The sequence below is a fragment of the Pseudomonas frederiksbergensis genome (assembly GCF_017114915.1).
Taxonomy (GTDB): Bacteria; Pseudomonadota; Gammaproteobacteria; order Pseudomonadales; family Pseudomonadaceae; genus Aquipseudomonas; species Aquipseudomonas frederiksbergensis_I.
In genome coordinates, this window is sequence record NZ_JAAUOE010000039.1 from 1 (window position 1) to 25,003 (window position 25,003).

General features: G+C 60.4%; 21 protein-coding genes and 5 tRNA genes. 1 reads left to right on the forward strand and 25 read right to left on the reverse strand.

Annotated elements, in window-relative coordinates; translation table 11 throughout:
* The 3 genes from HCU66_RS27210 to HCU66_RS22230 all read right to left on the reverse strand — a co-directional run.
* Nucleotides 1-474: hypothetical protein (locus HCU66_RS27210; RefSeq protein ID WP_241015624.1), on the reverse strand; the 474-nt coding region annotated here is incomplete at its 3' end.
* Nucleotides 475-652: 178 nt separating this feature from the next.
* Entirely contained in the window at nucleotides 653-1,105 is a 453-nt protein-coding gene (locus HCU66_RS22225) for an anti-virulence regulator CigR family protein (protein WP_205890599.1), read from the reverse strand.
* Between the two features lie 195 nt (nucleotides 1,106-1,300).
* Nucleotides 1,301-1,377: transfer RNA gene (locus HCU66_RS22230), tRNA-Val, on the reverse strand.
* Nucleotides 1,378-1,560: 183 nt separating this feature from the next.
* Here HCU66_RS22230 and HCU66_RS22235 point away from each other — a divergent pair.
* On the forward strand, nucleotides 1,561-2,844 hold the full coding sequence (locus HCU66_RS22235) for an NAD(P)/FAD-dependent oxidoreductase (protein WP_205890600.1): 1,284 nt from the start codon (nucleotides 1,561-1,563) through the stop codon (nucleotides 2,842-2,844).
* Nucleotides 2,845-2,919: 75 nt separating this feature from the next.
* Here HCU66_RS22235 and HCU66_RS22240 read toward each other — a convergent pair whose 3' ends face one another.
* The 22 genes from HCU66_RS22240 to leuD form a co-directional block, all read right to left on the reverse strand.
* On the reverse strand, nucleotides 2,920-5,343 hold the full coding sequence (locus HCU66_RS22240; protein ID WP_205890601.1) for a TonB-dependent receptor: 2,424 nt from the start codon (nucleotides 5,341-5,343) through the stop codon (nucleotides 2,920-2,922).
* Nucleotides 5,344-5,409: 66 nt separating this feature from the next.
* Nucleotides 5,410-6,354: a FecR domain-containing protein gene (locus HCU66_RS22245; protein WP_205890602.1), complete on the reverse strand. Its 945-nt coding sequence runs from the start codon at nucleotides 6,352-6,354 to the stop codon at nucleotides 5,410-5,412.
* Complete coding sequence (locus HCU66_RS22250) at nucleotides 6,351-6,860, reverse strand: sigma-70 family RNA polymerase sigma factor (protein WP_205890603.1); 510 nt, start codon at nucleotides 6,858-6,860, stop codon at nucleotides 6,351-6,353. Before HCU66_RS22250 ends, HCU66_RS22245 begins: the two co-directional genes overlap by 4 nt.
* Before the next feature lie 257 nt (nucleotides 6,861-7,117).
* Nucleotides 7,118-7,194: transfer RNA gene (locus HCU66_RS22255), tRNA-Asp, on the reverse strand.
* A gap of 154 nt (nucleotides 7,195-7,348) precedes the next feature.
* A tRNA-Asp gene (locus tag HCU66_RS22260) sits at nucleotides 7,349-7,425 on the reverse strand.
* 92 nt (nucleotides 7,426-7,517) lie between these two features.
* Nucleotides 7,518-7,594: transfer RNA gene (locus tag HCU66_RS22265), tRNA-Asp, on the reverse strand.
* Nucleotides 7,595-7,649: 55 nt separating this feature from the next.
* Nucleotides 7,650-7,725: transfer RNA gene (locus HCU66_RS22270), tRNA-Val, on the reverse strand.
* Between the two features lie 176 nt (nucleotides 7,726-7,901).
* Nucleotides 7,902-8,678: an SDR family oxidoreductase gene (locus HCU66_RS22275; protein WP_205890604.1), complete on the reverse strand. Its 777-nt coding sequence runs from the start codon at nucleotides 8,676-8,678 to the stop codon at nucleotides 7,902-7,904.
* A complete protein-coding gene (locus tag HCU66_RS22280; RefSeq protein ID WP_205890605.1) occupies nucleotides 8,675-9,886 on the reverse strand; it encodes an O-succinylhomoserine sulfhydrylase in 1,212 nt (403 codons plus the stop codon). The genes HCU66_RS22275 and HCU66_RS22280 overlap by 4 nt, the downstream gene beginning before the upstream one ends.
* Nucleotides 9,887-9,953: 67 nt before the next feature.
* Nucleotides 9,954-11,459, reverse strand: coding sequence for an amidophosphoribosyltransferase (gene purF, locus HCU66_RS22285; RefSeq protein WP_108217777.1), 1,506 nt, complete (start codon nucleotides 11,457-11,459; stop codon nucleotides 9,954-9,956).
* 41 nt (nucleotides 11,460-11,500) lie between these two features.
* Nucleotides 11,501-12,061 carry a CvpA family protein gene (locus HCU66_RS22290; RefSeq protein ID WP_205890606.1) on the reverse strand — a complete coding sequence of 187 codons (561 nt, stop codon included), beginning with the start codon at nucleotides 12,059-12,061 and terminating at the stop codon, nucleotides 11,501-11,503.
* A gap of 97 nt (nucleotides 12,062-12,158) precedes the next feature.
* On the reverse strand, nucleotides 12,159-12,821 hold the full coding sequence (locus HCU66_RS22295; protein WP_205890607.1) for an SPOR domain-containing protein: 663 nt from the start codon (nucleotides 12,819-12,821) through the stop codon (nucleotides 12,159-12,161).
* The gene (gene folC, locus HCU66_RS22300) at nucleotides 12,805-14,112 is read right to left on the reverse strand and encodes a bifunctional tetrahydrofolate synthase/dihydrofolate synthase (RefSeq protein ID WP_205890608.1); all 1,308 of its coding nucleotides are present in this window, start codon (nucleotides 14,110-14,112) and stop codon (nucleotides 12,805-12,807) included. The genes HCU66_RS22295 and folC overlap by 17 nt, the downstream gene beginning before the upstream one ends.
* Nucleotides 14,109-15,029 (reverse strand): acetyl-CoA carboxylase, carboxyltransferase subunit beta, encoded by a 921-nt coding sequence (gene accD, locus HCU66_RS22305; RefSeq protein WP_007935172.1) that lies wholly within the window; start codon nucleotides 15,027-15,029, stop codon nucleotides 14,109-14,111. Before accD ends, folC begins: the two co-directional genes overlap by 4 nt.
* 212 nt (nucleotides 15,030-15,241) lie before the next feature.
* Entirely contained in the window at nucleotides 15,242-15,868 is a 627-nt protein-coding gene (locus tag HCU66_RS22310) for a phosphoribosylanthranilate isomerase (protein ID WP_205890609.1), read from the reverse strand.
* A 63-nt stretch (nucleotides 15,869-15,931) separates the two neighbouring features.
* Nucleotides 15,932-16,756 (reverse strand): tRNA pseudouridine(38-40) synthase TruA, encoded by an 825-nt coding sequence (gene truA / locus HCU66_RS22315; RefSeq protein ID WP_205890626.1) that lies wholly within the window; start codon nucleotides 16,754-16,756, stop codon nucleotides 15,932-15,934.
* Between the two features lie 258 nt (nucleotides 16,757-17,014).
* Entirely contained in the window at nucleotides 17,015-19,606 is a 2,592-nt protein-coding gene (locus tag HCU66_RS22320) for a motility hub landmark protein FimV (protein WP_205890610.1), read from the reverse strand.
* A 207-nt stretch (nucleotides 19,607-19,813) separates the two neighbouring features.
* Nucleotides 19,814-20,824, reverse strand: a complete 1,011-nt coding sequence (locus HCU66_RS22325; protein ID WP_205890611.1) for an aspartate-semialdehyde dehydrogenase — start codon at nucleotides 20,822-20,824, stop codon at nucleotides 19,814-19,816.
* 270 nt (nucleotides 20,825-21,094) lie between these two features.
* Complete coding sequence (gene asd, locus HCU66_RS22330; RefSeq protein WP_205890612.1) at nucleotides 21,095-22,207, reverse strand: aspartate-semialdehyde dehydrogenase; 1,113 nt, start codon at nucleotides 22,205-22,207, stop codon at nucleotides 21,095-21,097.
* 68 nt (nucleotides 22,208-22,275) lie between these two features.
* Nucleotides 22,276-23,358, reverse strand: coding sequence for a 3-isopropylmalate dehydrogenase (leuB, locus tag HCU66_RS22335; protein ID WP_205890613.1), 1,083 nt, complete (start codon nucleotides 23,356-23,358; stop codon nucleotides 22,276-22,278).
* A 79-nt stretch (nucleotides 23,359-23,437) separates the two neighbouring features.
* Nucleotides 23,438-24,205, reverse strand: a complete 768-nt coding sequence (locus tag HCU66_RS22340; RefSeq protein ID WP_205890614.1) for a class I SAM-dependent methyltransferase — start codon at nucleotides 24,203-24,205, stop codon at nucleotides 23,438-23,440.
* 143 nt (nucleotides 24,206-24,348) lie between these two features.
* The gene (leuD, locus tag HCU66_RS22345) at nucleotides 24,349-24,993 is read right to left on the reverse strand and encodes a 3-isopropylmalate dehydratase small subunit (protein ID WP_105346662.1); all 645 of its coding nucleotides are present in this window, start codon (nucleotides 24,991-24,993) and stop codon (nucleotides 24,349-24,351) included.
* Between the last annotated feature and the right edge of the window lie 10 nt (nucleotides 24,994-25,003).

The window sequence follows — 25,003 nt, forward strand, 5'->3', positions numbered from 1 at the left end:
CGCCACTCCTCGCGTGTCCCCATGCGCAATGCCCGAAGTGACCGAGCCATGGCCGCGGTCGCTACCATAGCGGTTACCCCTGTCACTGTTACGATCGCGACCATAGTGGTTGCCACTGAGGCCATGGTCCCGGACGGACTTGCCAGCATGATCGCTACTCAGGCCTGCACCACGGCCGACGTGGTCGCTGCTCAAGCCTGCACCACGACCATTGCTGCTGACACCGCCGGAATGACCGGAACCACCGTGGCCGCCGCTGCCACCATGACCACCGCCGTTACCGCCGCCATTGCCGCCACCGTTACCACCACCGCCGCCACCGCCATTGCCACCGCCACCGCCACCGCCACCACCGCCACCATCCTTCGCGTAGGCAGAGCTCATGATGGACAGATCAGCGGGCAATAACGGGGCGGCTGCAAGCATCATCACGCATGACATAACAGCAGCAAGACTCTTGTTTTTTAATAACATGGTGGGGTTCCGTGGAGGTTGATATTGCACGGAACAATTGACCGATTCGGCCCCATACAGTTCAAAGGCCGGCGACCAACGGGCAGGCAATGTGCAATTATCGATCCTGCACACTGCTTCCCGTGATGTTGCTGGTCGTTATGCCGCAAGAGCGCGATTGGAATTTGCCGTTTTCACATCAATCGAACGCACCATTGAGAACTTCGTAGATGATCCCGGTAGCAATGGCCACCAATATCAAGTCTGTACCCGCCTGTCGCCACTCGTAGCCATCGTAGTGGGGAAGCTGGCCGAGCAATCGACCGTCGAGTTTTTTGGCGATCCCCGGCGGTAGAGGTTTTCCGCGTGCGAGGTTTTTCTGGATACCGGGCGGTAAGGCGGGTCCGGGGCTCCAGTAATCGCGATAACCACCCACAATCCCAAGGATGCTGCCGTGGTTGATGCTCGGGCCGTGACTCCAATCGTCCCCCCCTGAACCTTTCCCTTTGTTGCCATGGCCCTGGTTGTACTGTGGATTTCCCTTGCCGCTTCCCTGGCCCTTCCCGTTTCCCGGATCGGCCAATGCAGTCACTGAACCGGACACCAGGGCAAGACACGTCATAGCGGCGATCAACGAGCGAGATCTAAACATATCCGTTCTCTCAGAAAAGGGATGTCCCCTGCAAATGTAGACGGCTATGGCGGTATTAGTTCAGAAACTGTGTTTACTGGAGGTGGGGGTGCCAAGTTGGCATTTTTGAGTGAGGGCTTTGCAAATCGCAGGCAACAAAAAAGGGCCCACCTTTCGGTGAGCCCTTCCAGACCGCCCAGCAGAGCGGATTTTGTTTGGTAGGCGCGATTGGACTCGAACCAACGACCCCCACCATGTCAAGGTGGTGCTCTAACCAACTGAGCTACGTGCCTGCTGTGAGGCGGCATTCTACGGAATTCCGGAGGGGTGTCAACACCTTTTTTTCACCTAACCCTATGAATATGCAAAATATTTAATTTTGCTGTGGCAAAGAAGATTTTCCGGTGGCTGGCGGCCGATTTTTAACTCGGGTAGGATCGATGCATTCGTAAAATATATTAAACAGAGGCTGCAGGATGGCGAACACCCCCTACCCAGAGTCCTATTACGCCGCATCGGCCAATGCGGCGCCACCGCGTCCGGCCTTGCAGGATGATGTGGAGACTGATGTCTGTGTAATCGGCGCTGGTTACACCGGCCTGTCCTCTGCCCTGTTTCTGCTGGAAAACGGTTTCAAGGTAACGGTGCTGGAAGCCGCCAAGGTCGGTTTCGGTGCGTCTGGACGCAACGGTGGCCAGATCGTTAACAGCTACAGCCGTGACATCGATGTGATCGAGCGCAGTGTCGGCCCCAAACAAGCTCAGCTGCTGGGGCAAATGGCGTTCGAGGGTGGGCGGATCATTCGTGAGCGAGTGGCCAAATACAACATCCAGTGCGACTTGAAGGATGGCGGTGTGTTCGCCGCCCTTACCGCCAGGCAGATGGGCCATCTGGAGTCCCAGAAGCGCCTGTGGGAACGTTTCGGCCACTCACAACTTGAGCTGCTGGATCAACGTCGCATCCGTGAAGTGGTGGCTTGCGATCAATACGTCGGCGGCATGCTCGACATGAGCGGCGGGCATATTCATCCGCTCAACCTTGCCCTCGGTGAGGCAGCAGCCGTGGAGTCACTGGGCGGCACTATTTACGAGCAATCGCCGGCGGTGCGCATCGAGCGCGGCGCCAATCCGGCGGTGCATACGCCTCAGGGCAAGGTCAGGGCCAAATTCATCATCGTCGCGGGTAACGCGTACATCGGCAATCTGGTGCCGGAGCTGGCGGCCAAGTCGATGCCTTGCGGGACTCAAGTGATCACCACCGAACCCTTGGGCGATGAATTGGCCAAACAGTTGTTGCCTCAGGACTACTGCGTCGAAGATTGTAACTACCTGCTCGACTACTACCGTCTGAGCGCTGATAAACGCCTGATTTTCGGCGGCGGCGTGGTGTATGGCGCGCGGGATCCGGCAAACATCGAGGCGATCATTCGACCGAAGATGCTCAAGGCCTTCCCGCAGCTCAAGGACGTGAAAATCGATTACGCCTGGACCGGCAATTTCCTGCTGACCCTGTCGCGCCTTCCCCAGGTCGGACGTTTGGGCGACAACATCTACTACTCCCAGGGGTGCAGCGGCCACGGCGTGACGTATACGCACCTGGCGGGCAAAGTACTGGCCGAAGCATTGCGCGGTCAGGCCGAGCGCTTCGACGCCTTTGCCGACCTGCCCCATTACCCGTTCCCCGGCGGGCAATTGCTGCGCACGCCGTTCGCGGCGTTGGGCGCCTGGTATTACGGATTGCGGGACAAGTTCGGATACTGACCGATAGCGCTGAATAGGGGCCGCTGAATGCGGCCCCTTTTTGTATCCGCCGGGGAAGTCAGACCCGTCACTGATTCAGAAGTCGACCGTCGCCGAAACCCGGTAGGTTCGTGGGGTCGAGAGCGTCAAGCCGGGCTCGCTATCATCCGAGGCTCCCGCCGAACTCCAGTAGCGCTTGTCCGCCACGTTCTCGACATTGGCACGCAGGGTGATGTTCTTTTCGTCGACCTTGAACGCGTAGCGTGCACCCACGTCGAAACGCGCCCAGGAGTCGATTTCCTTGCTGTTGGACTGGTCCAGATACTGCGAGCTGGAGTAGATGCCGCGGCTGGTCAGGGTCAGGCCCTGTACGGTCGGCACATCCCACTCGGCGCCCAGGTTGACGTTGTATTTCGGCGTGGCGGGCGCCCGGTTGCCGTCGAAGGTGCCATTGGTGGTGTCGGTCAACTCGCTGTCGATGTACATGACACCGCCGAGCAGGCGAAAACCTTTGAACGGTTCGCCGAACACACTCAGTTCCACACCGTCGTTTTGACGCTTGCCGTTCGGGCCGAAAACTCGCGTCGTGGCGTTGGTCTCATAGGCCGGCTGCTTGATCCGGAACACCGCGGCGGTCACGGCGAATGCACCCGCGTCATACTTGGCGCCGACCTCGACCTGCCGGCTGATGAATGGCGGGAATATCTCGTCCTCGTTCACAGAGGTCGACGGTGCGATCTTGCCCTGGCTCAGGCCCTCCATGTAGTTGGCATACAGCGACAGCTTATCGGTTGCCTTGAACAGGATGCCGCCCGAAGGCGAAACCTTTTCCTCATCGTAGGCCGTGTCGCCTTTGACATCATCCGCCCAGTCATCAACCTTCACGCGCTGCCAGCGGGCGCCGAGGGTCAGCAGCAGCCGGTCATCGAAGAAACCCAGGGTGTCGGACAACGCCACGCCACTGAAGCGGTTCTCGGTGTAGACCTTCGAGTCGAATCGAGTGGGTCTTACAGGCGTTGGTGTTTCCACGGGGTCGTAGAGGTTGCTGCGGGCCGCGGCATAACGGGCGCCGCCATTTTCGAAGTCCATGTAGAAATAGCTGGCGGCCAGGTTGACTTCATGGCTCACCGGGCCGGTATGAAACCAGTTGCGCACCCCTGCCGTGGCCGTCCGGACATTTTCGTCACGGGTGAAGTCACGCGGCTGAATGCTGAAATCGCCGGCGTCGTTGGTGACCGCAACGGCATGCCGCAGAAAGTCATGGTCGCTTTTACGCGCGCCCACACCGCCGTACAGCATGACAGAATCGCTGACATCGAATTCGCCGTTCACCGTCCCGAAAGTGTCACGGGTACGCGCCTTGCTCCAGGGCTGTGCATAGTTGTGGCGGACATCGTTCGCATTCGGGACTTTCGCATCGGCGCCGACCTGCACGCGCTCCTGCGGGGCGTCGGTTTCACGCTCGGTGCGCCCGAGGTCCGTCGAGAGTCGCAGGCGTTCACCGCGAAAATCCAGGCCCAGCACGGCCATCTCGCGGTCGACACTCTGATGGTCCCATTCGGTGTCGCCGGACTGCTTCACGCCGTTGAAACGAATACCGAACTTGTTGTCTTCACCAAAGCGCCGACCGACATCCACGGCACCGCCGAGCTGGCTGTCGGAAGCGTAGCTACCGGTAAACGAAGTGATGGGTTTGTCGGTCGCGCGCTTGGGCACCACGTTGATTCCGCCACCCACACTGCCCCGCGGCGAGATGCCGTTGATGAGCTGGGTCGGGCCTTTGAGGATGTCGACGCGGTCGGCCATCTCCATGTCGATGGTATAGGTCGGCAGGACGCCGTAGAGACCGTTGTAGGCGACATCACTGTTGAACAGGCTGAACCCACGAATGGTGAATTGCTCATAACGCCCACCCGCCGGGTTGGTCGCGCGTACCGAGGGATCATTGGCGATCAGATCGCCCAAGGTACGAGCCTGCTGGTTTTTGACCACCTCGCTGGTGTAGGTGGTCATGCTGAACGGCGTTTCCATGAAGTCTTTCGAGCCCAACAAGCCTTGCGAACCGCGGCGTGCGACCTGACCACCGGCATACGGATCGCCGTCCGCCCCGCCCGCAGCACCGAGAATCGAAGTGGGGGCCAGTTGCAGGCTGCTGCCTTCTGGCGCTGGGGCCAGGATGTAGGCCTGTTCGCCCGCGGGCTGCAGCTGCAGACCGGAACCCTGCAACAGCCGGGTAAAGCCCTCCTCGACCGCGTATTCGCCGGAAAGACCGGGGCTGGTGCGACCGCCCACCAGTGCCGGGTCGACCGATAGATTGACGCCAGACAGACCGGCGAAGCGGGTCAGCGCATCACTCAGGCTGCCAGCAGGCACCTGATAATTGCGCCGGGCACTGTCTACGGCCCAACTGGCAGTGATGAACAACGGACTGGCACTCAGGCCCACCAACAGGCTCAAGTGCAGCAACGGACGCAGACGGGAAGAAGCCGGATGCGGACAGCAAGGTATTACTGCGGGCATGAAATAGCTCTCTTGATTCGTTCACATGCCTTAAATGACAAGCGACCCGAAAAAAGGGGACAGGCTTCACACACTATTTTTGCGTGGCAGCAACGTAACCCAATATCGCGTACGCGAATGCACCTCCAGTGGCAGGCTGGCCGCGAGCAATGCGAGGACGCGATCGGTGTCGTCCAGGCGGAAACTGCCGGTGACACGCAACGTTTCAAGCTCCGGTTCCCAACGCAGCACACCGGGTCGATAAGTGCCGAGTTCGCGCAGGAAATCCCCCAGCGGCTGATTTTTTGCCATCAGCACGCCTTCTCGCCAACCGGGTGCAAGCACATCAAATGGGCTGATCAGCCCGACGCCGGCCGCTTGAAGACTGACTTGTTGACCACTGCGCAAAGCCAACGCTGGCCCCTGCAAAGGCTGCAATTGCACGGCGCCGTTGTACACCGACACGCGGCAACCTCGCGCATCCTGACGCACACAGACTTCGCTTTGGCTGACGATGATCTGCCCAAACTTCGTTTGAATCGTCAGCGGCGACGCGCCCGACACCTTCAGCGATAGCTCGCCCTCAATCAGCTTCAAGCGCTGGCTGTGCAAATCCACATCGACGGCACTGGCCGTGTTGAGTTGCAAGGAACTGCCATCAGCGAGTTGCAGCTGTTTGCGCTCCCCGGTGGCCGTGTGCAAATCGGCTCGCCAGACCTCCAGGGGTAATTGCCGGCTGATCAGCCAAGCCGCCGGCACTAACGCCACCGCACCCAATGCACGCTTGAGCACCACTCGCCGACCCGGCTCGGGGCGATCCAGGCTTTTGAGCGCCAATGCTGAAGGCAGATTGGCAAATCGCTGACGCAAGGCTTGAGCCTTCTGCCAGGCCTGCTCGTGACTGACGCAACTGTCGCGCCAACGCTGCAGATTCGCACGATCCTGCTCGTTGGCACTCCCGGATTCCAGCAAGGCGAGCCACTGCGCGGCAGCTCGCACTGCCTGACGGGCATCGGGCACCGGACTGTTCACAGTTCCACCAACAGGCAATGTTCGTAGGCTTGCGCCATGTAGCGTTTGATCGTGCGCTCCGACACCCGCAAGCGCTCGGCGATTTGCTGATAGTTCAAGCCTTCCAGCTGACTCCAGAGAAACGCCCTGCGCACGGCCACTGGCAACCCATCGAGCAGTTCATCCAGGGCTTGCAGGGTTTCGAGCAACAACCAGCGCTGCTCGGGCGACGGCACACAGTCTTCCGGCAACGCCGCCAGTGCTGTCAGATAAGCCTGTTCGAGGCTTCGACGGTTATAGAAATTGCTCAGCAGGCGTTTGCCCACGGTCAGCAGATAGGCACGAGGCTCCTGCAGGTCGGCAAGCCGTTGAGAGCTGGCCAGTACGCGCAGGAACGTATCCTGACTGAGGTCCGCCGCATCACAGGCATCGCCCATGCGTCGTCGCAACCAGCCTTCAAGCCAGCCACGGTGATCGCGGTACAGGTCGTGGAAGGTTTGCTCCTTCGGCATCGCTGCATCACTCATCTCAAGAAGCCCTGTGCCAAGGAGTCGTAAATGAGAGTGATTCTAATTAATGTCAGCGTCGTGAACCAAGTCCTTTATGCATCGCAGATGCAGAAAGGTCGGACCAGGAAGAGGCGAGAAGAGAAAAAGCCAAATCGTAGACACAAAAAACCCCGGTCTTTCGACCAGGGTCTTTGCTATCGACTCGAAACAAATACCGGTTTTACCAGTGGCTTGCTTCGTAGCTTCAAGGCGTTCAGTAGGCCTTGAGGCAGATATGGCGCAGCGGACGGGACTCGAACCCGCGACCCCCGGCGTGACAGGCCGGTATTCTAACCGACTGAACTACCGCTGCGNCTCGAACCCGCGACCCCCGGCGTGACAGGCCGGTATTCTAACCGACTGAACTACCGCTGCGTATCGCTTTGGACTTGCGTCCAGTTAACTCGTCTGACTGAAAGCTTTGAGGCTTTTCAATCTCGAGACAGGAAAACCTGACCCGGAAAATATGGCGCAGCGGACGGGACTCGAACCCGCGACCCCCGGCGTGACAGGCCGGTATTCTAACCGACTGAACTACCGCTGCGCGTCGCTTTGGACTTGCGTCCAGTTAACTCGTCTGACTGAAAGCTTTGAGGCTTTTCAATCTCGAGACAGGAAAACCTGACCCGGAAAATATGGCGCAGCGGACGGGACTCGAACCCGCGACCCCCGGCGTGACAGGCCGGTATTCTAACCGACTGAACTACCGCTGCGCGTCGGTGGAGGCTTTTAAAAGCTTCCATCTTGCTTTCGCAAGACTCTCGGAAGTGGTGGGTGATGACGGGATCGAACCGCCGACATTCTGCTTGTAAGGCAGACGCTCTCCCAGCTGAGCTAATCACCCGTTTGCATCTCCGAGGCCGCGAAATTTACGCAGGTACCGAAGCTAAGTCAATAGCAGGATTGAAGTTTTTTTCAAAAACAGCTTTTAGCGGCAAGCTTCAAGCTGCAAGTAAAAGCGGTTACGCATAAAGCAGCCACACCACCGTCTCGCTTTGACTTGCAGCTTGAGGCTGCTTCTCACTGCTCATAAATCATCTTCTTGGTCATGCCACCGTCGACCACAAACTCCTGGCCCGTGACGAAACCGGCATTCTTCGACAACAACCATGCCACCATCGCGGCCACGTCCTCGACCGTCCCTACCCTGCCCGCCGGATGCTGCGCATGATCGGCGTCGGTCAGCGGTTCGGCACGCCGTGCCGCCGGATCTCGCGCATCGATCCAGCCGGGGCTGACCGCATTGACGCGAATCTCTGGCCCCAAACTGATGGCCAGAGCGTGAGTCAGGGCCAACAGACCGCCCTTGCTCGCCGCATAAGCCTCTGTATCGGGTTCCGACTGCGCGGCGCGGGTCGAGGCCAGGTTAACGATGGCACCGCTGTGAGCGCGCAGATACGGCGCACAATGCTTGGCCAACAGCATCGGCCCGCTGAGGTTCACCGCCAGTACCCGGTTCCAGTAGGCCAGATCGAGGCTTTCCAACGTAATGTTATGCGGATCGGCCACCGCCGCATTGCACACCAGCGCATCCAGACGCCCGAACTGCCCCAGCACCTCGGCCACGCCCAGCGCCACCTGTGCTTCATTCGCGACGTCCATGGCGATGAACCAGGCGTTTTCGCCGAGCACCTTCGCCACTTTCGACCCGCGCTCGCGATCCAGATCGGTCAGCACCACCTGCCAGCCTTCGCTGATCAGCCAGGCCGCAATACCCAGGCCAATGCCCCGCGCAGCACCGGTAACCAGCGCGACGCGGCCATGGGTGCCCGTGCTCGGCGTGGACAACTCGATCACAAGGCGGCCAACCCGCGCGCCAGATCGGCTTGCAGGTCTGCCACGTCTTCCAGACCGACCGCAATGCGGATCAGGCTGTCACGGATCCCCGCCGCTTCACGCTCTTGCGGCGCCAGACGGCCGTGAGAGGTGGTGCTTGGGTGGGTAATGGTGGTTTTGCTGTCGCCCAGGTTGGCGGTGATGGAAATCAGGCGAGTCGCATCGATAAAGCGCCAGGCGCCCTCTTTGCCGCCCTTGACCTCGAAACTCACCACCGCACCAAAACCCTTCTGCTGACGCTGGGCCAACTCGTGCTGCGGATGGCTCTTGAGACCGGCGTAATGGACTTTCTCGATGCCGTCCTGCCGCTCCAGCCACTCGGCCAGTTGCTGGGCATTGGCGCAATGCGCCTTCATGCGCAGGCCCAGGGTTTCCAGGCCCTTGAGGAAAATCCAGGCGTTGAACGGACTCAGGGTCGGCCCGGCGGTACGCAGGAAACCGACGACTTCTTTCATCTGCTCGCTGCGGCCGGCCACGACACCGCCCATGCAACGGCCCTGACCATCGATGAACTTGGTCGCCGAGTGCACGACGATGTCCGCGCCGAGTTTCAGCGGCTGCTGCAACGCCGGCGTGCAGAAGCAGTTGTCGACCACCAGCATCGCGCCCTTGGCGTGAGCAATTTCCGACAGCGCGGTGATATCCACCAGCTCAGCCAGCGGATTGGACGGCGATTCGACGAAGAGTAATTTGGTGTTGGCCTTGATCGCTGCATCCCAGCCAGACAAGTCCGCCAGCGGCACGTAATCGACTTCGATGCCGAAACGCTTGAAGTACTTCTCGAACAGGCTGATGGTCGAACCGAACACGCTACGCGACACCAGCACGTGATCGCCGGCACTGCACAGGCTCATTACCACGGCCATGATCGCCGCCATGCCCGTCGCCGTGGCCACGGCTTGCTCGGCGCTTTCCAGCGCAGCAATACGCTCTTCGAAGGCGCGCACGGTCGGGTTGGTGTAACGCGAGTAAACATTGCCCGGCACTTCACCGGCAAAGCGTGCGGCCGCGTCGGCGGCGGTACGGAATACGTAGCTGGAAGTGAAGAACATCGGATCACCGTGTTCGCCTTCCGGCGTGCGGTGCTGACCGGCACGTACGGCCAGGGTATCGAACGCTACGCCTTCGAGGTCGCTATCCAGCCGACCGGCATCCCAATCCTGACTCATGCTGTCACTCCTTGCCTTGCTCTTTATTTAGTCGATACAAAACCGGCCCCTCAGGGCCGGTAGTTACTCAGTTGTTGTACAGATCAATGATCGCACTGACTGCCTGGGTCTTGACCTTGGAGGCATCGTTGCGTGCCTGCTCGATCTTGTTCAGGTAAGCCTCGTCGACGTCGCCGGTGACGTACTGGCCGTCGAACACCGCGCAATCGAACTTGTCGATCTTGATCTTGCCGCCACCGACCGCTTCGATCAAGTCAGGCAGATCCTGATAGATCAACCAGTCAGCACCGATCAAGTCAGCCACGTCCTGAGTCGAACGGTTGTGGGCGATCAGCTCGTGAGCGCTCGGCATGTCGATGCCGTAGACATTCGGATAACGCACGGCCGGTGCCGCGGAGCAGAAATAGACGTTCTTGGCGCCGGCTTCGCGAGCCATCTGGATGATCTGCTTGCAGGTGGTGCCGCGAACGATAGAGTCGTCCACCAGCATCACGTTCTTGCCGCGGAATTCCAGTTCGATGGCGTTGAGTTTCTGGCGAACAGACTTTTTCCGCGCAGCCTGACCCGGCATGATGAAGGTCCGGCCGATGTAGCGGTTCTTCACAAAGCCTTCGCGGAACTTGACGCCCAGGTGGTTCGCCAGCTCCAGGGCCGCGGTGCGGCTGGTGTCCGGAATCGGGATGACCACGTCGATGTCGTGATCCGGACGCTCGCGCAGGATCTTCTCGGCGAGCTTCTCGCCCATGCGCAGACGGGCCTTGTAAACCGAAACGCCGTCGATGATCGAATCCGGACGCGCCAGATAGACGTGTTCGAAGATGCACGGGGTCAGCGACGGGTTGGTCGCGCACTGACGGGTGTGCAGCTTGCCGTCTTCAGTGATGTAGACCGCTTCGCCCGGAGCCAGGTCGCGAATCAGGGTGAAGCCGAGCACGTCCAGGGAGACGCTTTCGGAGGCGATCATGTACTCGACGCCTTCGTCGGTGTGACGCTGACCGAAGACGATCGGACGGATGCCATGCGGATCACGGAAACCGACGATGCCGTAACCGGTCACCATCGCCACGACCGCGTAACCACCGACGCAACGGTTGTGTACGTCGGTGACCGCAGCGAATACGTCTTCTTCGGTCGGCTGCAACTTGCCGCGCTGGGCCAGTTCGTGTGCGAACACGTTAAGCAGCACTTCCGAATCGGAGCTGGTGTTGACGTGGCGCAGGTCAGATTCGTAAATCTCCTTGGCCAGTTGTTCAACGTTGGTCAGGTTACCGTTGTGCGCCAGGGTAATGCCGTACGGCGAGTTGACGTAAAACGGTTGAGCTTCGGCCGAGGTCGAACTGCCCGCGGTCGGATAACGCACATGGCCAATGCCCATGTGGCCGACCAGGCGCTGCATGTGACGCTGATGGAACACGTCACGCACCAGGCCATTGTCCTTGCGCAGGAATAACCGGCCATCATGGCTGGTCACGATACCGGCAGCGTCCTGGCCGCGGTGCTGGAGGACGGTTAGCGCGTCATACAGCGCCTGATTGACGTTCGACTTACCGACGATACCGACGATGCCACACATGCGACGCAACCCCTACTTAATGGATCTGAACTGAACACAACTCACTGAGGCGTTTTGGCCGTCGGCAAGAGGTGCTCCTTGAACGGAATATCAGCGGGTACGCTGATTCCGCTGGCAAGCCACTGACTGCTCCACCCGAGGATCAGGTTTTTGGACCAGTCTGCGACCAATAGAAATTTTGGCACGAGCTGTGACTCTTGCCACCACCCGTCCTGCTGTACCGGCCCCAGGCTCAACAGCCCGACCGCCACGACCACCAGCAACGCGCCACGCGCCGCGCCGAAGGCCATGCCGAGGAATCGATCGGTCCCGGATAACCCGGTGACGCGAACCAACTCGCCGATAAGATAATTGATCATTGCGCCTACGATTAAAGTGGCGACAAACATGATGGCACAGCCCGTGATCACACGAGCCGACGGCGTAGCAATGTATCCGCCGAGGTACTCGGACAATGAACCACCGAACATCCAGGCAACGACTCCTGCGATGATCCAGGTCAGCAGCGAGAGTGCTTCCTTGACGAAGCCGCGGCTCAGACTGATCAAAGCGGAGATGGCGACGATTGCAACGATCGCCCAGTCAACCCAGGTAAATAGCACAGTGCAGCCTACAGACAGATGAGGCGGCGCATTTTAGCAGAGCCCATGGCTGTCGGTAAGCTGAGATTGTCAGTGCTTTTCAATCGGGGCGATAGTTTTAACCGCGCTCAGGCTGGAAACGCACCACAAAACCCTTGAGGTTCTGTTGGCGACTCAACAAGTCACGCAGACGATCGGCTTCCGCGCGCTCGATCAGCGGTCCGACAAACACCCGATTTTTGCCATCGGCAGAGCGGATGTAGGCGTTATAGCCTTGGCTGCGCAAGTTTTTCTGCAAGCTTTCAGCGCTTTCACGGCTCGACAGGCTGGCCAGTTGCACCGACCAACTGACCGACAGGCCATTGGCATCGACACGACTTGGGGTGGTGGCCGGTTTGGTCGGTGCGGCAGCGATGGGCTGCGCTGGTGCCGGTGCAGGCTTGACGACTGGCGCCGCAGGCGGCGTGACCGGCTTGGCGGCCGGTGGCGCTGGCGCTACGGGAGCACTTGGCGCAATCGGCGCCGACGGCGCTTGCTGCTGGGCAATTTCGTCGTCGCTTGGCACTGGCTCCTGCGGTAATGCCTGCGGCTCAGGCACCACCACCGGTTCGACCTGCACTTGCGGCACTGCGGGTGCGTGCGGCGCGGCAGGCGCGTCGACTGTCACCTGGCGCTGTTCATCCTGACGGGAAAACAGCATCGGCAGGAAAATCACCGCCAGCGCCACCAGCACCAGGGCGCCGACCATGCGCTGCTTGTAAGCCTTATCCAGCAAAGCCATTTGCCCCTTCCTCCGTGGAGTGCCGAGCCAGCCATTCAAGGGCCTCGGCGACACAATAAAATGATCCGAACAACAGAATCTCGTCGTCGCTCGTCGCCTGCGCGCACTGCCCTTCCAGGGCGGCGGCCACGCTGTCATAAGACGTTACCGAGGCGCCAAGGTTCTGCAGCGCCGCGTGCAACTGAGCAACCGGTCGCGCCCGCGGCGAATCCAGCGGGGCGACAGCCCAATGCTGGACACTAGCATTCAATTGACCGACAACACCATCCAGATCCTTGTCCGCCAGCAAACCGAACACCGCCAGACGCTTGCCGGTCGGAGGTCGACTGGCCAGACGCCGGGCCAGATATTCTGCCGCATGAGGGTTGTGCCCCACGTCCAGCAGCAGATTCAGACGCCTGCCCTGCCAGTCGATCTGACGACGATCAAGACGACCGACCACCCGCGTCGCTTTCAGCGCGTCAATAATCTGCGCATCCACCCAAGGTAAACCAAGCAGCAGATAAGCCTGCAACGCCAGCGCGGCGTTTTCCATCGGCAGATCGAGCAAGGGCAGATCGTGCAATTCGACCTCACGCCCTTGAGCATCGAGGCCGCGCCATTGCCAGTTGTGATCGGTGATGCCCAGGTCGAAATCGCGCCCACGCAGGAAAAACGGGCAATTGAGCTCGCGCGCCTTATCCAGCAGAGGTTGGGGAGGATTCAGATCGCCGCAGAGCGCCGGCGCGCCCTGACGGAAGATCCCGGCTTTTTCGAAAGCCACGGATTCACGGGTATCGCCCAGGTAATCCGCATGGTCGACACCAATGCTGGTGACCAGCGCGATATCGGCATCCACCACGTTGACCGTGTCCAGGCGCCCGCCCAGACCGACTTCCAGCACCACCGCATCGAGACCGGCCTGTTGAAACAGCCAGAATGCCGCCAGGGTGCCCATTTCGAAGTAAGTCAGGGAGGTCTCGCCACGGCCCGCCTCGACTGCCGCAAAGGCTTCGCACAGCTGTGCGTCAGTGGCTTCGATGCCATTGACCTGCACCCGCTCGTTGTAACGCAGCAGGTGCGGAGAATTGTAGACACCTACGTTCAGGCCCTGGGCCCGCAGCAACGAAGCCACGAAAGCGCAGGTAGAACCCTTGCCGTTGGTGCCCGTGACCGTGATCACCCGAGACGCCGGCTTGCCCAGTCCCATGCGGGACGCTACCTGTTGCGAACGCTCCAGCCCCATGTCGATGGCCGAAGGATGCAACTGTTCAAGGTAGGCGAGCCACTCGCCAAGGGTGCGCTCGATCATAGGTTCGCAGGTACCGGTGGGACCACGATTGGCTCGACTGGCGCGGCGACGAATTTAGGCGTCGGCTTGCCGGTCAGTTGTGCCAGCAGGTTGCCCAGGCGCGGACGCAGTTCCTGACGCGGGATGATCATATCGATCGCGCCATGCTCCAGCAGGAACTCGCTGCGCTGGAAGCCTTCCGGCAGTTTTTCGCGAACGGTTTGCTCGATGACGCGCGGACCGGCGAAACCGATCAGGGCTTTTGGCTCACCAACGATCACGTCGCCGAGCATCGCCAGACTGGCGGAAACACCGCCATAAACCGGATCGGTCAGTACCGAGATGAACGGAATGCCTTCTTCACGCAGACGCGCCAGCACCGCGGAGGTCTTGGCCATTTGCATCAGGGAGATCAGCGCTTCCTGCATCCGCGCACCGCCGGAAGCAGAGAAGCAGATCATCGGGCAACGGTTTTCCAGGGCGTAGTTGGCGGCGCGCACGAAGCGCTCGCCGACGATGGCGCCCATCGAGCCACCCATGAAGGAAAATTCGAAGGCCGACACCACGACCGGCATGCCCAGCAAGGTGCCGCTCATGGAGATCAGTGCGTCTTTTTCGCCGGTCTGCTTTTGCGCAGCGGTCAGGCGATCCTTGTACTTCTTGCCGTCGCGGAACTTCAGACGGTCAACCGGCTCCAGGTCAGCGCCCAGTTCGGCACGCCCTTCAGCGTCGAGGAAGATGTCGATACGGGCGCGTGCGCCGATACGCATGTGGTGGTTGCACTTGGGGCAAACATCCAGGGTCTTTTCCAGCTCCGGACGATACAGCACCGCCTCGCAAGACGGGCATTTGTGCCACAGACCTTCAGGCACCGAGCTCTTCTTGACCTCGGAACGCATGATCGAAGGGATCAGTTTGTCTACTAACCAGTTGCTCATGCTTTCTTTCTCCAGTACCGGCGGCCCGAACGCTCTGGTTCGCAGCCCCGCGTATGCCCTTGAGCTAAATTCATGTGTGTGGCGATGATCAATGGATTGCCGGGTCTGCGAGACGCGACCTGCGTACAACCCAAAAAATTCTCAGCCATGCCTGCCTTGTGCAGGTGTACCTCTTTTGTACAGAGCAGTGGACGGCGGCAGTCTGCCAGCCGTCACATCAACGACGTGCGTACCGCTTTGATAAATGCCTGAATCTTTGCGTGATCCTTGATGCCCTTGCTCGCCTCTACCCCTCCGCTGACGTCCACTGCGTAAGGCCGAACCCGAGCGATCGCCTCGGCGACGTTGTCCGGCGTCAAGCCACCCGCCAGGATAATCGGCTTGCTCAAGCCTTGCGGTATCAGTGACCAGTCGAAGGCTTCACCGGTTCCGCCGGGAACACCTTCGACATAGGTGTCGAGCAAAATACCGCTGGCGCCTGGGTATGCATCACACGCTGCCGCAATGTCATCACCGGCCTTGACCCGCAATGCCTTGATGTACGGCCGGTGCCAGCCTTCGCAGTCGGCCGCGGTTTCGTCGCCATGGAACTGCAACAGGTCCAGCGGCACGGCATCGAGGATCTCTCCCAACTCGCAGCGACTGGCGTTGACGAACAAACCCACGGTGGTCACGAACGGCGGCAAGGCCTTGATGATTGCCCTCGCCTGCTCGAACGTCACGGCCCGTGGGCTTTTGGCGTAGAACACAAATCCGATGGCATCGGCTCCGGCCTCGACCGCCGCCAACGCATCCTCTATGCGGGTAATCCCACAAATTTTGCTGCGAACGGCCGACATGTCGATAGAACCTCAGGGCAAATCCGGGAAAGTCCCGGATGGTAACAAAACCGTTCGAGGGCGTCAGCCGTCAAGTTCCGAGAAACCCGTGAGGAAGTGTGGGCCGATGTAACGCTCAGGCAATTCAAACTCATCGCGGTACTCGACCTGCACCAGATACAGGCCAAACGGATGGGCCGTCACTCCGCCAGAACGACGAACGCGACTCTCCAGCACTTCTTTCATCCACTCCACGGGACGCTCGCCGGCACCGATGGTCATCAAGACGCCTGCGATATTGCGCACCATGTGGTGCAGGAACGCGCTGGCGCGGATATCCAGCACAATCATTTTGCCATGGCGGGTAACGCGCAGGTGATGCAGCTCCTTGATCGGCGACTTGGCTTGGCACTGGCCGGCGCGGAAAGCGCTGAAGTCGTGGGTGCCAAGCAAATACTGAGCGGCCTCGGACATGCGCTCGACGTCCAGCGGGCGGTGGTTCCAGGTGATTTCTTCGTTCAGGTGCGCCGGGCGGATCTGATCGTTGTAGATCACGTAGCGATAGCGCCGGGCGATGGCCTTGAACCGCGCATGGAAATGCGCCGGCATGACCTTGGCCCAGCTGACGCTGATGTCGTGCGGCAAGTTGATGTTGGCGCCCATGACCCAGGCCTTCATCGAGCGCTCGACCTGGGTGTCGAAATGCACCACTTGTCCGCAAGCATGCACACCGGCGTCGGTACGCCCGGCACAATGCAGCGACACGGGAGAGTCGGCGACTTTGGACAAGGCCTTTTCGAGGATTTCCTGCACCGTGTCCACACCAGAGGCCTGACGTTGCCAGCCGCGATAACGCGAACCTTTGTATTCAACGCCCAACGCGATCCGGAAAAAGCCGTCGGCCGCCATTTCGGCAGCCGGATTATCTATATTTGCCAAGGGGTGACAGCCTGCTGATCTACGCAAAGGCAAGCATTATAGGGCCGACGGACCGGGATGCCAGAGCCGTGTGATTTCTGTGCCCCCGCCCAACCGGTTCAACTGCCGACAGTTGCGCCGAATGTGAAGGACTCTTCGCGGGCAAGCAGACGCCACTGCATCACCCACCAAACAAAAACGGCAGCCTCGTTGGGCTGCCGTTCTGTTTATGCCTTACCGATGACTCACTCACGCCAGACGCGACAGCATTTCCCTGGCTTCGCTCTTCTGACCCGCATCACCCTCGGTCACCACCTCATTGAGGATGTCCCGAGCGCCGTCGCTGTCGCCCATGTCGATGTAGGCCTGGGCCAGGTCGAGTTTGGTGGCGACTTCGTCAGTGCCGGAGAGAAAATCGAGCTCATCGTCCGCGGAGGCCAAAGCGTCTTCCTCGGTGAAACTCGGTTCACCAAGGCTCTGGGACAGACGCTCCAGCTCAGCATTGACGTCGTTGAGTTCATTTTCGAAGGCGTCAGGCTGATCCGGGGTGGCGTCCATTTCATCGGCCAGCGACAGGTCGAAGTCCAACGGCAATTCCAGGTCGTCGAGCGGCGCTTCTGCCACGGTCGTTGCGTCGGTGGCTGGCACGTCCTTGAGGTCTTCATCCAGACCCATCAAGGAGTCGTCTTCAGCCAGGATGGCTGGCGAAGCATCGCCGCCCAGGTCCATGTCCAGATCGAAGTCCGACAGATCGTCGAGGTTTTCCTTGGTTTCAGTCTGTTGCTGCAACACCGACTCAAAGCTCAGGTCGTCATCCAGCGGGAATTCATCCAGCTCAGCCAGAGGCTCTGGTTCTGGCTCCGGCGCGGGCTCGGCTGCAACCGCAGGCGCGATCGGAGTAGCCGCTTCCAGATCATCCAGACTCAGATCGAAGGCGCTGTCGAAGTCGGCCAATGCCGGTTCCGGCGCTTGCGGCTCGTCCAGCAACAGGTCTTTGACGTACTGCGCATCCAGCTCGGCGGCAATAGCTGCGGCGGCCAGACCACCCGCTGCTGCAACCACCATCGCCGGGAAGCGGCTTTTCAGCTGTTCGACCCGGGCGAAGTTGTCGCCGTTGGCCACCAGTTGACGCTCCTGAACAACGAATGCATCGCGATCGCCCTGCTGACCATAGACCTCCATCAGCTTCAGGCGCAGGTCACTGCGTTGCGGCTCTTGCTTGATAGCGTCTTCCAGCAATGCGACGGCCTGATTCAGACGACCGGCCGCGATGTGCGACTGGGCCTGAGCCAGTACGTCGTCAGAGCGTTCGGCGGCAGGCGCAACCAACGGTGCCGCGATCGGTGGCGTCACCACAACCGGAGCAATGACCGGGGCCGGCGCAGGCGCAGGTGTTGGCGCAGTCGCGAGTTTCACGCTTGGCGGCGGAACCTCCAGGCCTTCGAAGCTGCTTTCCGGCAGGTCGTCATCGGTAGGGAACGCTTGCTCCTCAGCCAAGGCACGGGCCATGCGCAAATGTTTTTCTGCTTCTTGCTGAGCTTTGCGACGACGAGCCAGCAACAGCAACAACAGCAACAGAACCACCGCACCACCGCCTACCAGACCCAGCAGGATCGGGTTGGTCAGCAGCTCGTTGAACTTCTGCTCGTCGGATGCGGCAGGCGTCGGCTCCACGGGTGGCGCCGGAACGACTTCCGGTGCAGGAGCCGCGTCCGCAGGCGTTGCCGCAGGATTGGCCGCCAGCTCGGCCGACATTGCCGCAGTAGCCGCCGGCGCACCCGCGTCGCCTTCGGCCTGCAGTTTGGCCAATTGATTGTTCTTCAGTTCGATCAGGCGTTGCAGCTTGTCTACCTGACTTTGCAGATCGCTCATGCGGCTTTTCAGTTCAGCGTTGTCACGACGGGTCGTGTCGAGGCTTTCCTGAGTCACGGCCAGCTTGTTGCTCAAGGCTTTCGCATCACCGGCGGCACCTTTGCCGCCCTTGCCGGTGTCGGCAGAGACCAGGCTCAGTTTGTCTGTGGCGGCTTGCGTCGAACCACCTTCACCGCGTGCGCGTTTGGTGGCGTCGAGTTGCTGCTGACCGGTTCCCGGCTTCGCCACATAGCGACGACCCTGACGCCACGCGGTGTTCTGCGCCGCGACCTCAGCGATGGCCTTGGGTTGCGGCAGGTTGGTGCTCTGCACCTGATCAGGCAGGCGCAGCACCTGACCGGTTTTCAGTCGGTTGATATTGCCGTCGATAAACGCATCCGGGTTCAGCGCCTGGATGGCCAGCATGGTTTGCTGGATCGAACCGCCATTGCGTGCCTTTGCGGCGATTTCCCACAGGGTATCGCGCGGCGTGGTGGTGTATGAGGTCGATTTGGTCGCGCCGGTCACCGGTGCGGTCACCGTTTGGGCTGGCGCCGGTTGCGCGGCGGCATCGGCAGTCTGCGGCGAGAACTTGGACGGATCGAGCAGCACACTGTAATCGCGCAGCAGACGACCATTAGGCCACATCACCTGAACCAGGAATTTCACCATCGGTTCGGACAGCGGCTTGCTGGAGGTGACGCGCAGGATGCTTTTGCCGTTGGCATTAAGTACCGGGGTGAAGGTCAGGTCGTTGAGAAACGTCTGACGATCGACACCGGCCTTGGTGAAATCTTCGGGCGAAGCCAGGCTCGGCACCACTTCGGCAACCGTGAGGTCCTTGACGTCGAGCAACTCGATTTCTGCTACCAGAGGCTGGTTCAGCGTCGACTTCAGGGTCAGTTCCCCAAGCCCGAGGGCATGCGCCATACCGGAGGACAGCGCCGAGGCGGCCGCTATTGCTAACACCAGTTTGCGAACTTGAACCATAGCCTCTTCCTTTGTTTGAACATTCCTCGGCCAGCGAGAAGGTGTTGATAGCCGCTGCCGTAAGGCGTTCTGCGCGGCGACGAAGGGTCGTCGCGCGCGATCGTTTCATTCATGCGACGAAAGCCCTGCGGGGTGGCTCGCCTCAAGCATTCCGGCCAAGCATGACGCTGGGCCAGATTCATTCGAAAAATTGTTGCCAAGTATCTTTTACAGCAGGTCTTTTATCAACAATTCAGCCACCTGCACAGCATTGAGCGCGGCACCTTTGCGTACGTTATCTGACGTCAGCCACATATTAAGTTCCGCCGGGTCATCGATCCCGCCGCGAACCCGACCAACGTAAACCACATCCTGCCCTACCGCATCGCCTACCGGGGTCGGGTAATCACCCGCCTCGACCAGCTCGATACCTGGCGCTGCCTCAAGTGCCGCGTTGACTTTCGCCAGGTCGACAGCGCTCGATGACTGCAAGGTCACGCTTAAGCTATCGCCAAAAAACACCGGGGCTTGAATGCAAGTGACGGAAATCTTCAATGAAGGTAGCGCCATGACCTGACGCAACTCGCGCACCAGGCGTTTTTCCAGCAGCGTATGACCTTGGGCGTCGGGTGTGCCGACTTGTGCCAGGAGGTTGAAAGCCATCTGGCGATCGAAGAACGCCGGCTCCAGCGGACGCACATTGAGCAGTTCGGCGGTTTGCCGGGCCAGCTCGCTGATGGCTTCGCGACCCTGGGCCGATACCGCCAGGCACGCCGTCAAGCTGATGCGTTGCAGATCGAGCAAACCGAGCAGTGGCGCCAGTACCACTGCCAGCGTCGTCGCCGAAGGGCTTGGGCTGCTGACCTGGAAAGGCATTTTCAAGCCGACCAGCTCTTCAGCGTTGGCCTCGGGCACCACTTGCGGCGCCTGATCGGCTGGCAAGGCACCGGACAGGTCGATCAGCGAGCAACCGGCGGCCGTGGCACGCGGGGCGAAACTGAGGGTTACCGCCGGGCCGGCGGCGAAGAACACCAGCTGGACTTTGCTGAAATCGAACTCATCGACCTCCCGCACCCGCACGTTCTTGCCGTGAAACGGCACCGAATGCCCGGCTGACTCGCTGCTCGCCAGCAGGTGCAGATTGCCGACCGGAAAGTCGCGCTCTTCGAGAATCTGGACGAGTGTTTCGCCGACAGTACCGGTGGCGCCGATCACGGCAATATCGAAGGACTGGCTCATGGTTCTACCTCTGGCGAAACGGGGGGAGCGGCACTTTACCGGGTGGTTGGCGTGCAGGCAATTCGGTTGGGAAATGTGGTGGCTGTACCGGCCTCTTCGCTGGCAAGCCAGCTCCTACACAGGGTCGTACGCGATTTCATAATTGGCGCACGACCTGTAGGAGCTGGCTTGCCAGCGAAGGCGGTCTTCCTTTCAATACAACTCTGCGCTATTGCCCATAAAAAAACCCGCGCCTCTTTCAAGGCGCGGGTTTTTCATTGCATCAATCGATCAACGCTCAAGCAGGATCCGCAACATGCGACGCAGCGGTTCGGCCGCGCCCCACAGCAGTTGGTCGCCGACGGTGAAGGCACCGACGAACTGCGAACCCATGTTCAGCTTGCGCAGACGGCCGACCGGTACGTTCAGGGTGCCGGTGACTTTCGTCGGGCTCAGCTCCTGCATGCTGATTTCACGGGTGTTCGGCACCAGCTTGACCCACGGGTTGTGCTGGCTGATCAGCCCTTCGATGTCGGCGATCGGCACGTCTTTGTTCAGCTTGATGGTCAGCGCCTGGCTGTGGCAACGCATGGCACCGATGCGCACGCAGATGCCGTCCACCGGGATCGGGCTCTTGAAGCGACCGAGGATCTTGTTGGTCTCGGCCTGGGCCTTCCACTCTTCGCGGCTCTGACCGTTCGGCAGCTCCTTGTCGATCCACGGGATCAGGCTGCCGGCCAGCGGTACGCCGAAGTTTTCAGTCGGGTATGCATCGCTGCGCATGGCTTCGGCGACACGGCGGTCGATATCGAGGATCGCGCTGGCCGGGTCGGCCAGTTTATCGGCGACAGCACCATGGGTCACACCCATTTGCTTGATCAGTTCACGCATGTGCTGCGCGCCGCCACCAGAGGCCGCCTGATAGGTCATGGCGCTCATCCACTCCACCAAACCAGCCTCGAACAGGCCGCCCAGGCCCATCAGCATCAGGCTGACGGTGCAGTTGCCGCCGATGTAGTTCTTGGTGCCCGCGTCGAGCTGTTGATCGATGACCTTGCGGTTCACCGGGTCCAGCACGATCACCGCGTCATCCTGCATGCGCAGGCTGGAAGCGGCGTCGATCCAGTAACCCTGCCAGCCGGCTTCGCGCAGCTTCGGGAACACTTCGCTGGTGTAGTCGCCACCCTGGCAGGTCAGAATCACGTCAAGGGTTTTCAGCTCTTCAATGCTGTAAGCGTCCTTGAGCGGAGCAATGTCCTTGCCCACGGACGGGCCTTGGCCACCGACATTGGAAGTGGTGAAAAACACCGGCTCGATAAGATCGAAATCCTGCTCTTCCAGCATCCGCTGCATGAGCACGGAACCGACCATGCCGCGCCAACCGATCAGACCTACACGTTTCATCGCAACTACACCTTCTTGAAAAGTGGGCCGCTGCTTTCAAGGTTGAAAATTGCAGCGGGCCAGAGAGATTACAGATTCCGCAGCGCGGCGACTACTGCGTCGCCCATTTCCTGCGTACCGACCTTGGTGCAACCGGCCGACCAGATGTCGCCCGTGCGCAGGCCTTGATCCAAAACCAGGCTCACGGCTTGCTCGATGGCATCGGCCGCATCCTGCAGATTGAAGCTGTAACGCAGCATCATCGACACCGACAAAATAGTCGCCAACGGGTTGGCAATGCCCTTGCCTGCGATGTCCGGCGCCGAACCGTGGCACGGCTCGTACATGCCTTTGTTGTTGGCATCCAGCGACGCCGACGGCAGCATGCCGATGGAACCGGTGAGCATCGACGCTTCGTCGGAAAGAATGTCGCCGAACAGGTTGTCGGTGACGATCACGTCGAATTGCTTCGGTGCGCGCACCAGTTGCATGGCGGCGTTGTCGACGTACATGTGGCTCAGTTCGACGTCCGGGTAGTCCTTGGCCACTTGCTCGACGATTTCACGCCACAGTTGGCTGGAGGCCAGCACGTTGGCCTTGTCCACCGAGCACAGCTTCTTGCCGCGCACGCGGGCCATGTCGAAACCGACACGGGCGATGCGGCGGATTTCAGTTTCGCTGTATGGCAGCGTGTCATAGGCCTGACGCTCGCCGTTTTCCAGCTCGCGCACGCCACGCGGCGCACCGAAGTAGATCCCGCCGGTCAGTTCACGGACGATCAGGATGTCCAGGCCGGCAACGATTTCTGCCTTCAGGCTGGAAGCCTCGGCCAACTGCGGATACAGGATCGCCGGACGCAGGTTGCCGAACAGGCCCAGTTGCGCACGGATTTTCAGCAGGCCGCGCTCTGGGCGGATGTCACGTTCGATGGTGTCCCATTTCGGACCGCCCACGGCACCCAGCAACACCGCGTCGGCGGCACGGGCGCGGGCCAGGGTTTCGTCGGCCAGCGGCACGCCGTGCTTGTCGATGGCGGCGCCACCGATCACGTCATGGCTCAGCTCGAAGCCCAGGCTGTACTTGTCGTTCGCCAGCTCCAGCACCTTGACCGCTTCGGCCATGATTTCCGGGCCAATACCGTCACCCGGGAGAATCAGAATCTGCTTGCTCATGCTTTCCTCATGTCATCAGTCGGCGCGCCCTGGGGCACGCCCGGAAAAATTCTATCGCTCAGCGGCTCTCATTTAGAGCTTATCGTTCAGCCATCAGCACCAGTACATCGGTACTGAACGAACCATCGGCCTCAATCTCAAAATATTCGCGAACTTCGTTGCCCATCGATTGCTGCAACTCGAGGATCGCCGCGCGCATCACTTGCGGCGTGCGCATGCGCTCGACCCAGGAGGCGTACTCCAGGCGCAACCGTTGGCGCGTGGTGCTGCGGGTATGCAACCCCGCTTCGCTGATCTGACGCAACCACTCGCCCGCAGAATAATCGCGCACGTGGCTGGTGTCGCGCAGCACTTCGACGCTTTGCAGGTAAGTGTCGAACAACGGGCTGCCCGGCGACAACACGTCGATGAACGCCGCCACCCCGCCCGGCTTCAGCACCCGGCGAACTTCCCGCAGGGCCTGCCCGAGGTCGCTCCAATGGTGCGCCGAATAGCGGCTGAAGACGAAATCGAACTCGCCATCGGCGAACGGCAGACGCTCGGCGGCGCCGTTGACCGTGGTCACATTACTCAAACCTCGGTCGACAGCCGCGGCGGCGACCACATCGAGCATCTGCTGCGACAGGTCGTAGGCCACTACTTCCTTGACCAGCGAGGCCACGTGAAAACTGACATGACCGGCGCCGCAGCCAAGGTCCAGCACGCGGGCATCGCCCTGCCCCGCCAGTTCAGCCTGTAGCAGTGCGAACTCGGCGCCTTGAGCGTGTACGGCGCTGCTCAGATAGGCCGAGGCCTGTTCACCGAATTGTTTTTGGACTACCTGGCTGTGCTGGGCGGTGCTGGTCATCGGGACTTCCTTTTGGGTTTAGCCTTGTGGTGTCTTTGCGGGCCTCTTCGCTGGCAAGCCAGCTCCTACAGGGGTTTTCGGCGTTCACAAAACCCTGTAGGAGCTGGCTTGCCAGCGAAAGCGTCAGCCCGCCTTACGCAAAATCACGCGTCGCGAAACAACCATGGCTGGCTCGCGCGGTGCTTGGCTTCAAACGCGGCAATCGCCTCGCCGTCCTGCAAGGTCAGGCCGATATCGTCCAGGCCGTTGAGCAGGCAGTGTTTGCGGAAGGCATCGATCTCGAAGCTCAGCACTTTGCCGTCCGGACGGGTCACGGTCTGGGCTTGCAGATCGATCTGCAACTGGTAGCCCGGGTTCGCTTCAACCTGCTTGAACAGCTCATCGACTTCAGCGTCGCTCAAGATGATCGGCAGCAAGCCGTTCTTGAAGCTGTTGTTGAAGAAGATATCGGCGTAGCTCGGCGCGATGATGCTGCGGAAACCGTACTCTTCCAGCGCCCACGGCGCGTGCTCGCGGCTGGAGCCGCAACCGAAGTTCTCGCGGGCCAGCAACACGCTGGCGCCCTGGTAACGTTCGGCGTTGAGGACGAAGTCCTTGTTCAACGGGCGCTTGGAGTTGTCCTGATACGGCTGGCCCACATCCAGATAACGCCATTCATCGAACAGGTTCGGGCCGAAACCGGTGCGCTTGATCGACTTCAGGAATTGCTTGGGAATGATCTGATCGGTGTCGACGTTGGCACGATCCAAAGGCGCGACAAGACCAGTGTGCTGGGTAAAAGCTTTCATGCTGCGCTCC

Coding starts and splice junctions, on each gene's coding strand:
- HCU66_RS22225 (WP_205890599.1), bottom strand. CDS start 1,105: ATGTTTAGATCTCGCTCGTTGATCGCCGCTATGACGTGTCTTGCCCTG.
- HCU66_RS22235 (WP_205890600.1), top strand. CDS start 1,561: ATGGCGAACACCCCCTACCCAGAGTCCTATTACGCCGCATCGGCCAAT.
- HCU66_RS22240 (WP_205890601.1), bottom strand. CDS start 5,343: ATGCCCGCAGTAATACCTTGCTGTCCGCATCCGGCTTCTTCCCGTCTG.
- HCU66_RS22250 (WP_205890603.1), bottom strand. CDS start 6,860: ATGAGTGATGCAGCGATGCCGAAGGAGCAAACCTTCCACGACCTGTAC.
- HCU66_RS22280 (WP_205890605.1), bottom strand. CDS start 9,886: ATGAGTCAGGATTGGGATGCCGGTCGGCTGGATAGCGACCTCGAAGGC.
- purF (WP_108217777.1), bottom strand. CDS start 11,459: ATGTGTGGCATCGTCGGTATCGTCGGTAAGTCGAACGTCAATCAGGCG.
- HCU66_RS22295 (WP_205890607.1), bottom strand. CDS start 12,821: ATGGCTTTGCTGGATAAGGCTTACAAGCAGCGCATGGTCGGCGCCCTG.
- folC (WP_205890608.1), bottom strand. CDS start 14,112: ATGATCGAGCGCACCCTTGGCGAGTGGCTCGCCTACCTTGAACAGTTG.
- accD (WP_007935172.1), bottom strand. CDS start 15,029: ATGAGCAACTGGTTAGTAGACAAACTGATCCCTTCGATCATGCGTTCC.
- HCU66_RS22310 (WP_205890609.1), bottom strand. CDS start 15,868: ATGTCGGCCGTTCGCAGCAAAATTTGTGGGATTACCCGCATAGAGGAT.
- truA (WP_205890626.1), bottom strand. CDS start 16,756: ATGGCGGCCGACGGCTTTTTCCGGATCGCGTTGGGCGTTGAATACAAA.
- HCU66_RS22320 (WP_205890610.1), bottom strand. CDS start 19,606: ATGGTTCAAGTTCGCAAACTGGTGTTAGCAATAGCGGCCGCCTCGGCG.
- HCU66_RS22325 (WP_205890611.1), bottom strand. CDS start 20,824: ATGAGCCAGTCCTTCGATATTGCCGTGATCGGCGCCACCGGTACTGTC.
- asd (WP_205890612.1), bottom strand. CDS start 22,207: ATGAAACGTGTAGGTCTGATCGGTTGGCGCGGCATGGTCGGTTCCGTG.
- leuB (WP_205890613.1), bottom strand. CDS start 23,358: ATGAGCAAGCAGATTCTGATTCTCCCGGGTGACGGTATTGGCCCGGAA.
- HCU66_RS22340 (WP_205890614.1), bottom strand. CDS start 24,205: ATGACCAGCACCGCCCAGCACAGCCAGGTAGTCCAAAAACAATTCGGT.
- leuD (WP_105346662.1), bottom strand. CDS start 24,993: ATGAAAGCTTTTACCCAGCACACTGGTCTTGTCGCGCCTTTGGATCGT.